The 13,004-nt window shown below is 73.9% G+C and carries 9 protein-coding genes; 5 read left to right on the forward strand and 4 right to left on the reverse strand.

Going from position 1 to position 13,004, the window contains the following annotated elements:
• The first annotated feature begins 17 nt into the window (after positions 1-17).
• Positions 18-890 (forward strand): GntR family transcriptional regulator, encoded by an 873-nt coding sequence (locus ACFW6B_RS31915; protein WP_386601509.1) that lies wholly within the window; start codon positions 18-20, stop codon positions 888-890.
• Between the two features lie 28 nt (positions 891-918).
• On the opposite strand, the gene ACFW6B_RS31920 is transcribed toward ACFW6B_RS31915, so the two are convergent.
• Positions 919-3,753 (reverse strand): SpoIIE family protein phosphatase, encoded by a 2,835-nt coding sequence (locus ACFW6B_RS31920; RefSeq protein ID WP_386601512.1) that lies wholly within the window; start codon positions 3,751-3,753, stop codon positions 919-921.
• Between the two features lie 264 nt (positions 3,754-4,017).
• Here ACFW6B_RS31920 and ACFW6B_RS31925 point away from each other — a divergent pair, with 264 nt between their 5' ends.
• Entirely contained in the window at positions 4,018-5,259 is a 1,242-nt protein-coding gene (locus ACFW6B_RS31925) for an AI-2E family transporter (RefSeq protein ID WP_386601514.1), read from the forward strand.
• Here the strand turns inward: ACFW6B_RS31925 and ACFW6B_RS31930 are convergent.
• Both ACFW6B_RS31930 and ACFW6B_RS31935 read right to left on the reverse strand, forming a co-directional pair.
• A complete protein-coding gene (locus tag ACFW6B_RS31930) occupies positions 5,234-5,680 on the reverse strand; it encodes an SRPBCC family protein (RefSeq protein ID WP_386601516.1) in 447 nt (148 codons plus the stop codon). The genes ACFW6B_RS31925 and ACFW6B_RS31930 overlap by 26 nt on opposite strands.
• Positions 5,681-5,788: 108 nt before the next feature.
• Positions 5,789-6,367, reverse strand: a complete 579-nt coding sequence (locus tag ACFW6B_RS31935) for a hypothetical protein (protein WP_386601517.1) — start codon at positions 6,365-6,367, stop codon at positions 5,789-5,791.
• A 180-nt stretch (positions 6,368-6,547) separates the two neighbouring features.
• On the opposite strand from ACFW6B_RS31935, the gene ACFW6B_RS31940 reads away from it, so the two are divergent.
• A complete protein-coding gene (locus ACFW6B_RS31940) occupies positions 6,548-7,054 on the forward strand; it encodes a molybdenum cofactor biosysynthesis protein (RefSeq protein WP_386601518.1) in 507 nt (168 codons plus the stop codon).
• Here ACFW6B_RS31940 and ACFW6B_RS31945 read toward each other — a convergent pair.
• A complete protein-coding gene (locus tag ACFW6B_RS31945) occupies positions 7,020-9,206 on the reverse strand; it encodes an FUSC family protein (protein WP_386601520.1) in 2,187 nt (728 codons plus the stop codon). The two genes, ACFW6B_RS31940 and ACFW6B_RS31945, sit on opposite strands and share 35 nt — an antisense overlap.
• A gap of 525 nt (positions 9,207-9,731) precedes the next feature.
• Here ACFW6B_RS31945 and ACFW6B_RS31950 point away from each other — a divergent pair.
• Together ACFW6B_RS31950 and ACFW6B_RS31955 are read left to right on the forward strand one after the other, a co-directional pair.
• Complete coding sequence (locus tag ACFW6B_RS31950) at positions 9,732-11,792, forward strand: serine/threonine-protein kinase (RefSeq protein WP_386601522.1); 2,061 nt, start codon at positions 9,732-9,734, stop codon at positions 11,790-11,792.
• 93 nt (positions 11,793-11,885) lie between these two features.
• A complete protein-coding gene (locus tag ACFW6B_RS31955; protein ID WP_386601524.1) occupies positions 11,886-12,968 on the forward strand; it encodes a MerR family transcriptional regulator in 1,083 nt (360 codons plus the stop codon).
• The last annotated feature ends 36 nt before the right edge of the window (positions 12,969-13,004 follow it).

The raw sequence follows: 13,004 nt of genomic DNA on the forward strand, positions 1-13,004 counted from the left end.
ACGAGCGAGGGTCCCGCATGGAGATCGATCCCGCCGCCTCCCGCGCGGTACTCAAGCGTGAAAGGGTCCGGGACACGATCCTCGAACTCATCGAGGAGCGGCGCCCCGGCGACGCCATACCCTCCGAGCGCACGCTCTGCGCGCAACTCGGAGTGTCCCGTCCCACCCTGCGGGCGGCCGTGGACCAGCTCGTGCTCGCCGGACTCCTGGTGCGCGAGCACGGACGGGGCATGTTCGTGGCCGCCGAGAAGATCACCCAGGAACTCGTCCCGGACCTGCAGACCTTCAGCCTGCCCCGGGCCGCGGGCACCTGGACCAGCAGACTCCTGGAGTTCAGCACGGTGCCCGCCGGCGCCCGGGTGGGCCGCAGGCTGCGCGTCTCCCCCGCGGCCGGCATCCGGTACGTGGCCCGGCTCCGCCTCGTCGACGGCTCACCCATGGCCATCGAGTACCTGCACGTCCCCGCCGGTCTCGTCCCCGATCTGACCAGTGACGAACTGGAGAACGGCGACCTGTACGAGCACCTCGGCGAACGGCACGGGATCCAGGTCAGGGAGGCGGTCCAGTCGATCGAGCCCACGGTCCTGACCCGGGACGAGGCGGGCCTGCTCGACGTGCCGGAGCTGTCACCGGCCCTGCTCTTCGAGCGCCTCACCTCGGACGCCTCGGGCCGGCCGGTGGAGTACGTCCACTCGATCTACCGCGGGGACCGCTACCGCATAGTCTCCCGGCTGGCCCTCGGCCCCCGCTCCGGGCACCCGTCGTCCCGCGACGGACACCACCCGGGGATACCGCCGGGCGACTTCCTGCCGGGCGAGCCCGTCACCTTCTCCACCCGGGGCGTGGTGGCCGGCGGCCTCTTCGGGCAGGGCGGGGGACGGCCCCGCTGAGGGGCCCGGAGCGGCTTCGGCTCCCGCCTCAGGCCCGCGGTCCCGCGGGCCGGTCCCCGTCCTCCGGGGCCGCCGTGCCGGGAAGGGCCTGCTCGGTCCAGATCGCCTTGCCGTCGGGGGTGTACCGGCTGCCCCAGCGCTCGCAGAGGGCGTTGACCAGCTGGAGCCCGCGGCCCCCCTCGTCGGTGTCCGTGGCGCGGCGGATGCGGGGCATCGTCAGACTCGCGTCGGACACCTCGCAGACGAGCGATCCGCTGCACAGGAGGCGAAGACCGATGGGGCCGCTGGCGTGCCGGATGACGTTCCCGACCAGCTCGCTGGCCAGCAGCTCCGTCGTCATGACCAGGTCGTCCAGATGCCACTGGGCGAGTTGCTCCCGTACGTGGCGACGCGCCTCACCCGCGGCCTCCGGACCTTCCGGCAGCGCCCAGGAGGCCACCTGCCGGGCCGCCACGTGGTGCAGCCGCGCGATCAGCAGGGCGGCGTCGTCGGCGGTGGGCCCGCCCGGGAGCAGCCCCGCCGTCACCGAGCCGCACAGGTCCTCCGGATCGGCGGAGACGGCCCCGCCGCCGAGCAGACCGGCGAGCTGGGCCATGCCCTCGTCGATCTCCCGCTGCGGCGACTCCACGAGCCCGTCGGTGTAAAGGACCAGGAGGCTCTCCGCCGACAGCTCCAGTCTCGTCGTCTCGAACGGGGGGAACGCGGCGCCCAGGGGAGGATTGACGGCGATGCCGGGGAAGTGGGCGCTTCCGTCCGGCCGGACCACGAGCGGCGGCGGATGTCCCGCCCGCACCACCGTGCACGAACCGTCGGTGGAGTCGTACAGCGCGTACAGACAGGTCGCGTACGCGTGCTCCCCGAGGCCGCCCACGATGTCGTTGAGGTGACCCATGATCTCGTCGGGCGGCAGCTCCAGGGCGGCCAGCGTGTGCAGCGCGGTGCGCAGACGCCCCATGGTCGCGGCCTCGGACAGACCGTGGCCCATCACGTCACCGACGACCAGGGCCACCTGGCCCGCGGACAACGGGATCAGGTCGTACCAGTCCCCGCCCACGTCGGAGGTCTGCCCGGCCGGCAGGAAGCGCGCCGCCACGGTCGCCTCGGGCACGGTGGGCAGCCCCCGGGGCAGCAGCGCCTGCTGGAGTTCCTCGGAGCGGGTCAGCTCGGCCTCGTAGAGCCGTGCCCGCTCCAGGGCGTGCGCCACGAGGGCGCTGATGGCGATGAGGAGCGTGCGTTCCTCGGCCGAGAGGTGCCGGGCGGTGTCGAAGGCGATGACGCACACGCCGAAGGTGTGGCCCGAAGCCGTCAGGGGCAGGAAGGCCCAGGCCTCCATGTCGGTCGGAGGCAGGTCGCCGGAGCCGGGGAAGGCCGTGACCCATTCCTCGCGCGACGAGTAGAAGCGGGGTTCGCCGGTCAGGATCGCTGCCCCGGCGGGATCGGTGTCCGCCAGGTCCATGCCGTGCGCTCCGTGCATCCGCTCCAGGAAGGATTCCGGATATCCGACGGACCCGATGTGCACCAGCCGCTGCTCCTCGATGACCAGGACGAGCAGGCCCTGGGCGCCGAACGGGGGCAGGACGCGCTGGGCCACGGCCGTCACCACGTCCTCGGAGGTGGTCGCCGCCGCGAGCTGCGTGGTCAGCTCCGCCGTGCGGCTCGCGCGCTCGGCGGCGGCGCGGACGGCCGCCGCCTGTTCGGCCTCGCGGCGGCGGCGGTCGGTGACGTCGGTGAAGTACACCGTCAGGCCGCCGGGGACGGGGACGATCCGCAGGTTGTAACAGCGCCCGGTGTCGGCCAGCGTGATGTCGAAGCCGGCGGCCGTGGACCGCTCGGCGCCGCGCCTGCACCTCTCCTCCAGGTCCGGCACCTGGCGCAGGGAGGACAGGTCCCACAGGTTCCGGCCGAAGAGCTGGCCGTCGGGCGGACCGAGAATGCGTTCCGCCTCCAGGTTGGCGAACGTGATCCGCCAGTCGTCGTCCACGGACAGGAAGGCGTCGCTCATGTGCCGCAGGGCGCGGCCGAGCAGGTCCCGGGTGGAGCGCGCCGCGTCGCTCGCCCAGCCCTTGCCCGCGATGCGCGCGACCCGGCCCTCGTCGTCGAGCACGACATGACCGGACGCGCGCGTCCAGACGTAGCTCCCGTCGCCGCGCCGGACCCGGTACTCGGCCTCGAACGGGGCGTGCGTGCGGATGGTGCGCTCGGCGGCGGCCAGGGTGCTCGCGAGGTCGTCCGGGTGGACCACCTTCATCCAGGTCTCGACGGCGGGCGCGAACTGCCCCGGCCGGGTCTGGTAGACCTTCATGGCCGCCTGGTCCCACACCAGCTCGCCGGTGCGCACGTCCCACTCCCACGAGCCGACCGGAGTGGCCTCGAGGTCGGTGCGCAGGCGCGCGGGCGCCGGCATCTTCTGCAGCCGGTTCACGGTCCATTCGGCCACCGCGGTGAGGAACGTCCGCTGCTCGGGTGCGGGTTCCTCGTCGTCACCGGTGAGACAGGTGATCGCGCCGACGGCGCGGTCCTCCTGGACGAGGGGTACGGAGAACCTCCCGGACCGCGACAGCAGCGTCGCCGCGGGTTCGGCCAGGTCGACGGGGAGCGCCCCCAGCCACACGTACTCGCCGGTGCGCACGGCGCGGGCGGTCGTCGTGGGCCCGTCCTGGTCGATGATCTCCCACGCGCCGGTGACCGACGACGGCAGTCCGGTGGAGGACACCAGACGCAGGGCCGACATGGGGCCCCGCAGGTAGACGGCCCCGCCGACGCAGCCCAGCTCCGCGACGGAGTGCTGAAGGGCGAGCCGGAAGACCTCGCTCTCCGTGATGCCGTCGTCGACGGTGTCGAGTAGGTCCAGCCGCCTGATCACAGACCCAATATAGGGTGGAACGCCGTAAATCACATGAAAGGGACGGCTCATTGGCGAGGGTCCCGGCCGCCGACGGCGGGGGAGGGGCACACGGCTCCAAGGCAGTGCGCCCCGGGTTGCGGGCCGCGGTGTGCGACACCACGCTGGCCGGGACGCCCGGGTGACCGACGGCCCGGGCCCATCGCCCGCGGCTCCGAGACCGCGCCCCGGTCCAGCGTCCGGCGCGCGGGGCGGGCGCGACGACAGGAGGACGGTGGCACACAGGTGAACGCCGGATCGCGTCGTCCTCGCCGGAGGCCGGGCGAGCCCGGCACGGGCCGCGGCGGGCGCCGGATGCGCTACGTAGTGGGGAATCGTTCCTCCCGTGGTGTCCGGACGGTCGCACGGGCACGTACGGCCGCCGCGGACGGGCGGCACGGCACCGGAGAGCACCGAAGCGCCCTGGTGCCCCACGGCCTGCGGGTGGCCTCGGCCTACGCGTGGCGGCTGATCGTCGTCGGCGTGGTCGGCTACACGGTCTTCGCCCTCCTGGGCAGGCTGCAGCTCGTCGCCGTGGCCCTCTTCCTGGCCCTGGTCGTCACCGCGGTCCTGCGCCCCCCGGCCGACCTGCTGGCGCGCCGCATGCCGAGGACCGTGGCGGTGATCGTCAGCGTCATGGGGAGCATCCTGCTGGTGCTCGGTGTGATGGCGCTGGTCGGCGGCGCCGTGGCGGGCGAGTCCGACAAGCTCGGCCGTGAGTTCGCCGGGGGGCTGGGGCGGATCGAACGATGGCTGGAGGGCTCTCCCTTCCATCTGGGCCACGCCGTCCTGTCGAACCTCCGGGACAAGGCCGCCACCTTCGTCGACGAGCACCGCTCCGTGCTGATCAGCAGTGCCCTCAGCGGCGCCGGACGCGCGGTGGAGTTCGTCACCGGTCTGGTGCTCGCGCTGTTCTGCTCGCTCTTCTTCATCCGTTCCGGGGACCGGTTCTGGCGCTGGTTCCAGGAACTGATGCCGCAGAGCGCGCGGGACCCGTGGGACCGCGGCGGGCGGGCGGCCTGGCGGACCTTCGCCGGTTACACGCGCGGCATCATCATCGTGGCGGCCACCAACGCCGTACTCGTCGGCATCGCCCTCTCCCTCCTGGGCGTCCCGCTGGCGCTGCCGCTCACGCTGCTGGAGTTCTTCGCCGCGTTCATCCCCCTGGTGGGCTCGCCCGTCGCGCTCGGTGTGGCCACGGTCGTCGCACTGGCCACCAAGGGGCCGGTCGTCGCGATCGTCGTGCTCGCCCTGATCGTCGTCATCGGCCAGCTGGAGGGACACGTCCTGCACCCGCTGGTCATGAGCTGGGCCGTCCGGCTGCACCCCGTCGTCGTGGCCCTCTCCGTCATCGCGGGGAGCGTCCTGGCCGGCGTGACCGGCGCCGTCGTGGCGGTGCCGATGGTGTCGGTCGCCTGGTCCGTGATCACCGAGCTGCGGGCGGGCCCCGGGCCGGAACCGGTCAGGACGCCTCGACGGCCGCCTTGATCCGCCTGCCGAAGGCGTCCGCTTCCTTGCGGGCCGCGCTCAGCGCGAGGCCCACCAGGAGCTTGCCGACGCCATGCCCCTCGAGGACGTTGAAGATCCTCACCCGGGTGGTCCGGGCGCCGGTGGACTCGAGGTCGTAGCCGCCCTCCGCCGCCATGACGACGTTCTTCGAGACCTCCGCCCAGCGGATCCGGTGGGGCGGCTCGAACTCGGTGATCCGGAACCTCCGGCCCGTCTTCATGCCGGCGTCCTTGACCGTGCTGGTGAACACGGTCCCCACGGCCGTCGGGCCCTCCGGGGTCTTCGTGATCGCCTGCACCCTGGGGCTGAACTGAGGGTCGTTCGTACCGGCGGCGAGGTAGGTGAAGACCTCCTCGACGGGACGGTCGATCTCGGTTGTCGCCTCGAACTGACCGGACACGGTTCCTCCTGTGCTGCGATCACGGACCGCCCGCTGAGGGCGCGCGGGCTTCGCCGCGCCCGCTCAGCCTAGGCGGCGGAAGCCTTGCGGGCACGGCACACGGGTTGTTCAGTGGCCGAAGCCTTCGGTCAGGCGGACGGTGTAGCCGTCCTCCTCCATCAGGACGACGGTGACGCCGAAGGGATTGGGATGGTCCAGGTCCATCGGGGTGAACGCGTAGTCGACGGCGGCCTTGACCGGCGGTGGGAGTTCGCCGTCCGGCCGCGGCCCGGAGGGCGGGTCCCAGTCGAGCGCGGCCACGGACCCGCCCGTCTCCGCGGAGCCGACGGACGGGGGCCTCTCGGTGTAGGGGAACCGGTGCAGCACATGCCCCTCAGGGGTGGCGCGGACCATGTTCAGACAGGGCGAGGGACCCACGACGGGCAGCTCGCAGGCAGTGGCGACCTCCCGGGTCTCCCAGGCCAGCACGACCTCGTCCGCGCCGGCCGCCGCGGCGATGTTGGACAGCGCCGCGATGCCGGTGAGCGCGTCGGCCCCGGGCTCGGTGGGGCGGACCCAGACCAGTCCGACCAGTTCGCCCCGCACGAGCGGCATGATGACCGGCCGGGGCACCGCGCCCTCGCGCACTCCCTCGGCGTAGGTGCTTTTCATCGACCCGACCAGCGTGTCCCACGTTCGTGTGTCCACGGAAGCCCCCTTTGCCGCTGTTGTCTTCGATCACCGCCGACCCTGTCACGCGAGCCGTCCCCGTGTCAGCGACATGTCCGGCACGGTGTCGGCGGGATGCCCGGCCCACGCCCCCGTCGGTGTCCTTCGCCCGTGCGGTTCCGTGGATTCCCGGGGCGGACGTCCCTTAGGGTCGGTGGGATGGGGCGTGTGGAGGTCCTTCAGCTGCTGGTCTCGGCCGTGCACCGGTTCGAGGGCCGCCCGGGCGAGGGAGTGCCCCCGCTGCCCGACGCGGAGCTGGTGACGACCGCGCGGGTCCGTGCCGGACTCGGAATCGTCGGCGACCGCTACTTCAACCGTCCGGCCCACCGCAATGCGTCGATCACCCTCATGGCCGCCGAACGCCTTCCGCGGGGTCCCGCCGCCGCGGACCTCCGGCTGACCCGGCGCAACGTCCTGCTCGGGGGCGTGGACATCGACGCCTGGGTCGGCGCGACGATCTCCCTGGACTGCGGTACCGGCCCGGTCGTGCTCGCCGTGCACCGCGCGGCCAGGCCGTGCGCCTGGATGGACACCACGCTCGGCCCCGGCGCGCGACGGGCGCTGCGCGACGGCGGCGGAGTCCGCTGCCGCCCGCTGACCGACGGCACCCTCGCGGTCGGGCCCGCCGAGTTCACGGTGGTGGAGCCGGCCCCCGCGAAACACTGACGGCCCGGACCGGAGGCGGCGGCCCGTCCGGACCGCTCCCGCCGACCGCCGTCAGCTCCGCCGCGAGGGTCCGCAGCCAGGTGTCGACGTCGATCAGCGCGGGCAGCACGGGAACCGGAGCGGCGACGGCGACCTCGTGCGGAAGGGGCGTCGGCGCCGCCCGGACGCCACCGGGCGGGAAGCCGGCCGCGCCGTCCATCGCCGAGGCGAGCCGCTCCGCCGACTCCCGCGCCCACCGGACCGCTTCGGGCGGCGCCGGACCGTACGCCTGCCGGGGCAGCCAATGGGAACCGGTCACCGCGTGGGAGACGCAGTTGAGCGCCAGGTGCCAGTCGGGTCCGCCGCCCGCCGGGTCCCGGCCGCCCTCCGTCCGGTACTGCGCGTAGGCGCCCTCGGCGATCCGGAGCCGGTGCCGGGTCAGTCGTAGCGCCTGATCGGCGGCGTCGTGCCCGGCCCGCGGACCGCCGGACGTGCCGGACGCGCCGACCACCGCGGACACGGTGACCCGCACCAGGGGTGCCGTGGCGCGCAGCGCGTCCGCCACACCGCGCCGCACCTCGGCGTGCGCTCCGGCGGGCCAGGCGAGCACGCCGCACACCAGCCCGATCGTGCAGCCCGTCAGGACGTCGAGCAGCCGTGTCTCCGCCAGCCGCCAGTCGGCGGGGGCGAGCTGGCTGAAGGCGGCGGCGACGACCAGGGTGAACAGGCCCTGCGCCCAGGCCGGTCCGGCGACCGGCCCCACCGAGAACGCCACGAACATGACCGGCACCAGCACGGCGGCGTACACCTCGACGGTGCCGCCGGCCTCGAAGATCAGCGCCCCGGCGGCCAGCGCGCCCACCAGCGTGCCGACCGCCGCGGAGCGCACCGTGGACCAGGTCGCTCCCGCGGTCGTGCGCCCCAGCGTCAGCACGGCCAGCAGCACCCAGAAACCGTGCGAGAGGTCCAGGGCCCCGGCCACGAGACGGGCCGCGCCGAGCCCGAGGGCGGTGCGGACGGCGTTCTGGAACAGGACCGAGCGCAGTGTGAGGTTGCCGGTCAGACGCAGTGCCAGGAGCCGTGCCGTGGAGGGCCCCGCGTACCAGAACTGTCCGGGCGGCAGTCCCGGCGCGGCGCGGCGCCCGCCGATCGCCACGGCCACCGCCGCCTGCGCGGTCAGGGCCGAGACCGCCGCGACCAGCAGACCGGACCGGAACTCCAGCAGCCGCCGCGACGCCCGGACGTCCGTGCCCGGCCCGGTACCGGACGCACGCCCGCGGACGGCGGTGAACTCGGCGACCATCTCCTCCAGGGCCTCGGGCCCGGGGACGGCGCGCGTGCCCCGCAGAGCGCCCGCCGTCGCGGCGCAGCCGTCCGCGACACCGCGCAGCAGCTCCTCGGAGGGCGGATCGGCGGCCGTCGCGGAGTCCGGCCGCTCGGCCGTCCGGGCGAGCTGGTCGAGTACCCGCCGTGTCGCGGCTCCGGCCTGCGCCAGTCCGCGGTCGGTGCGGCCCGCCCCCGTCGGACGCGAGGCGGGCGGCGCCTGTGACAGCCGCAGCCCGAGCCCTTCCTCGCGCAGGCGCCGCGCCCGCTCGGGAGCGTGACGGTGGCCCTGGGCGAACGCGAGCGCCGAAGCGGCCGCGACGTCCAGGGCGGCGGCGATCCGCGCGCGGTACGGCTGTACGGGCGGGGCGGGCAGGACCAGCAGCTCGCACAGGACCAGCAGGGCGACACCGGCCAGCAGACCGCCGAGGCGCTGGGGCAGGGTGTCCGGAGCGTACGGCGGGAAGCACGCCAGCACGTAGAAGAGCAGCAGTCCCGGGACCGTGCCCGCCGCGGCCGGTCCGTACGCGGAGGCGAAGGAGACGGCGAACCCGATCACCAGCATGCCCGCGACGGCGGAGGCGGTCGTCGCGGCGAGGGCGGTGCCGAGGGCCGTGAGCGCCAGGGCCACCGGGAGCGCGAACAGGACGGTACGCGCCCGGTCCCGGCCGCCGCCCGGGACCGGGGAGAGGACGCCGAGCGCGATCGGCGCGAAGAGGGCGTAGACGGCGACTACCGGTTGGTCCAGCAGGTACAGCGCCCCGTAGAAGCCCGCGGCGGACGCGACCGTGACCCGTGCGGACTGCCGCGCGGCCCGCACGCGACCGGGGGAGAGGGGCCGCTTCGGCATGGACGTTCCTTCCCCGGCGCCTCCCCGGGGCCGTCCCCGCCGTACGCCCATTGTCGGCCGGGACCGGACCGGGGGCACGGGCAGCAGCACGGCCGGTGTCCGGATCCGTACGGCGCAGGGGACGCGGCCCGGCCGGACCGCCGCCGGCGGACGGCCCGTCCCGAACCTGTGGCCGGTGTCGTCCCGGTCTGCCGACGGGCTTCGACCCGCGCCGCCGTGGGTCCGCGTCGATGACGGCGACAACTGGGCTTTCCCGTAAGGCAGTTGAGCGGAACGGTGCCGGACGGCGGCAGGCGCACGACTCGGTCCGCGCCACGGTCCGCAAGCGTCTCGTCACCCGATGGTCGGGAGCCTACTGTCTGATCAGGGGTTTCTCTACCCAGGAGGCGGGCGAGCGCATAACATCCGGACGAGAAGTCACCCAGAAGGCATGTCGGGGCAACCTGCCGGGACCCGGGCCCGCCCCCGACCGTCCGTCACATCCGCGCCTGCTCAACCGTTCAGTCCCGCACGAAGGAACCATCAGTGAGCGAATCCGGATCCTCCGGAAGAGTACAGCCGGCTCACGCCGGCGATCCCTCCCGAATAGGTCCGTACCGGATCGTCGGTCGTCTCGGCGCCGGAGGCATGGGCACGGTCCATGCCGGAGTAGCCTCCGACGGAACGCGTGTGGCGGTGAAGGTGATTCATCCCGCGCAGGTCCAAGACCCGCACTTCAGGGCCCGTTTCAGGCGCGAGGTGGAAATGTCCTCCCGTGTCACCGGCCCGTACCTGGTCCCCCTGCTCGCCGCGGACGCGGACGCGGCGAACCCGTGGCTCGCCACCGAGTACGTCGCCGGGCCGACGCTGAACCAGCAGGTGTTCGCCCAGGGACGGGTCACCGGTCCCAGTCTGTACGCTTTCGCGGCCGCCACCGCGCAGGCGTTGGCGGCCGTCCACGCCGTCGGCGTGGTGCACCGCGACGTGAAACCGCAGAACGTCATCCTCACGCCCTCCGGCCCCCGCGTCCTGGACTTCGGCATCGCGCACGCCGACGACGACACCAGGGCCACCCGTCCCGGAGCCACGACCGGCACCCCGGGCTGGATCAGCCCCGAGCAGTACCGGACGGGAGCCGCGGGGCCCGAGGGCGACGTGTTCGCCTGGGGCGCGCTCGTGGCCTACGCGGCCACCGGCAGGTCCCCGTTCGGGACGGGCGGCCCCGACGCGATCGCGTTCCGCGTGACGTCGGGCGAACCCGACCTCGACGGTGTCCCCATGCCCCTGCGCGAGATCGTGCGGCGGGCACTGGCCAAGGAACCGGGGGAGCGTCCCTCGGCCGCCGACGCCGCCGAGGAGTGCTTCGAGCTCCTGGCCGCGCAGCTCATCCAGGCGATGCGCGCCGACACGCTGTTCACGCGGGCCGAGGACATGATCACCGCGGTCTGGGACATGCCTCCGGTGGACGATCCGACGTGGCCACGGCCCGCGAGGCGCGGACGAAGGCCGTGGGCGGGCGTGCTCGTCGTCGCGGCGGCGGTCATCGGGGGCCTGGCGGGCGGAGTGGTGGCCCTGATGCCGGGCAAGCCGGAGGGCGGCCGCCACGGGACGTCGAACAGTTCCTCCGTTCCCTCCTCCGGTGCCGTCGCCTCCAGCCCGGCCCCCTCCCCTCCCGCCTCGTCTCCGGCCGCGGTCCCGCGGCCGTCCGGGGCGAGCACGGGGGCGAGCACGAAGGTGAGCACCTCGGAGGAGCGCGAGCAGGCCACGGACAACGGCCCGGCGAGCGTGGAGAACTGGGCCGAAGCGCGGTCGGCACGGGGCGGGGGCGAGCACGACGTGGCCCTCGCCGTCCTGCGCGACCAGGCCGTCCTCGTCCGGGGACTCGGCGACGCCATCGACCTCACCCCCAGGGCCGTGCGGTTCCACGCCCCGCGCGGGGAGGTCTACCTCTCGTACGGCCTCACCGCCGACGAACCGGGGACGATGTACGCGGAGACGGAGGTCGCCGGTCTGATGTGCCGGACGCTGCGGGACGTCGTCCTGCGTCTGCACCCGGACCTGCCGTACCGCAGTTTCGTCATGGTGAAGGAGACGGCAGGCCATGACCCGCTGGTGACCTGGGACGACGACTTCCTCGCCGACGCGCGGTGCACATCGGCCGACGACGGCAACCTGAGCCCCGCCGGCGCCGGACCGGGCTGGGAGCCGGACGAACGGGGCCTCGGACAGGCCATGGTCCCCAGCACCGACCGCGCGGAGATCGACGTCGCGGACCGCGCCACCAGGAAGATCATCGAGCGGACCAACGCGATGCGCACGACGCTCGGCACGGAACGCGTGCTCGGCAACGTCGAGCTCAAGATCGGCTTCGATCCCGGACACTCGACGATGTACGTGTGGTCGGACTACGGGACGTGGAACCAGCGGCAGGCCGCGGCCTGGGCGGACATGGCGGCGGGCGAGGCGTGCCGGGCGCTGGCGCGCCGGCGGGACAGCGCGGGCGACGCGTGGCCGTACTCCCGTTACGCCGTGGCGGAGAGGGACGGCTCCGGCTATCTGATGATCCGTTGGGGCACGGTCGGAACGCCGGCCGACTGCCCGGCCTGACACCCCGGCCCGGCCCGGTCCAGCCGCCCGGGCGTGACCGGAGTTGACCCTCGACATGGTCGAGGCCACAGGGTCGTGGGTGTGGAGAGCGAGATGCGCAGCATTGGCGAGATGGCCCGGGACAGCGGGCTGAGCGTGAGCGCCCTGCGGTTCTACGACCGTGGTGGCGTGCTGGTCCCCGCCTGGGTGGATCCGGTGAGCGGCTACCGCTGGTACGGCCCCGGGCAACTGGAGGAGGCACGGCTGCTGGCCCGGTTGCGCCGGGCCGCCATGCCGCTGGCGGACATCCGCCTGGTGCTCGCGGGCTGGTCCGGCGCGGACACCGACCTGGTGCGCAAGCTGCTCGAGGCGCACGTGCGCCGTCTCGAGGCGGGTCTGTCCGTCGCCCGCGACGAGTTCTCCACGCTCCGAGCACTTCTCGAAAGCAGGGAGAGACCCATGACATCACCCCGTACCGCCGTCACCCTTCTGTCCGTCTCCGCGCCGGAACTCGCCGGCGCGCTGGACGCGGTCCGCTTCGCCGTCGGCCGGGACCCGGAGCTTCCGGTGCTCGCCGGTGTCCTGTTCGACATCGAGGGCGGGACGCTCGACGTCGTGGCCACGGACCGGTACCGGATGGCCGTGGCGCGGGCGGCCGTCGGCGGGCACTCCGGCACTCGTGTGCAGGTCGTCGTTCCGAGCCCGCTCGTGGACGCGATGCGGGCCCTGCTGAGCGGCGAGGAGCCGGTCCGGCTCGCCGTCGACGGTGACAGCGTGACGCTGGAGAGCGCGGACGGGCGGGCGGCCGGCCGTTGCCTCGACCACGACTTCCCCGACTACCGCCGTCTCGTCCAGGTACCCGGGGGCCACCGGGCCCTGGTCGACGCGAGGGGCTTCCGGGAGGCGGTCGAGAGCGGTCCCGTCGTCACGGGCGAGACGAGCGGGCCGGGCGAGACGGCCGCCGACCTGACCCTGCTCGAGGTGACGGACGACGGAACGGTGACCGTCGGCGAAGACCGCTGGAGCGACCGGAAGCAGGTCGCCGTCAACCGCGCGTACCTGCTGAACGCGCTCGCCGCCGGGGACCGCGAGCGGCTCGTCCTGGAGATCGGCGCCCCCACCGCGCCCGTCACGATCCGGCGGCCCGACGACGAGCACACGTTCTCCCTGCTGATGCCGGTCCGTCTGGAGGACTGAGGCCGGGCGCCGGGACGCGGCGAAGGCCGGCCCGAC

It is taken from the genome of Streptomyces sp. NPDC058751, from assembly GCF_042746485.1.
GTDB lineage: Bacteria > Actinomycetota > Actinomycetes > Streptomycetales > Streptomycetaceae > Streptomyces.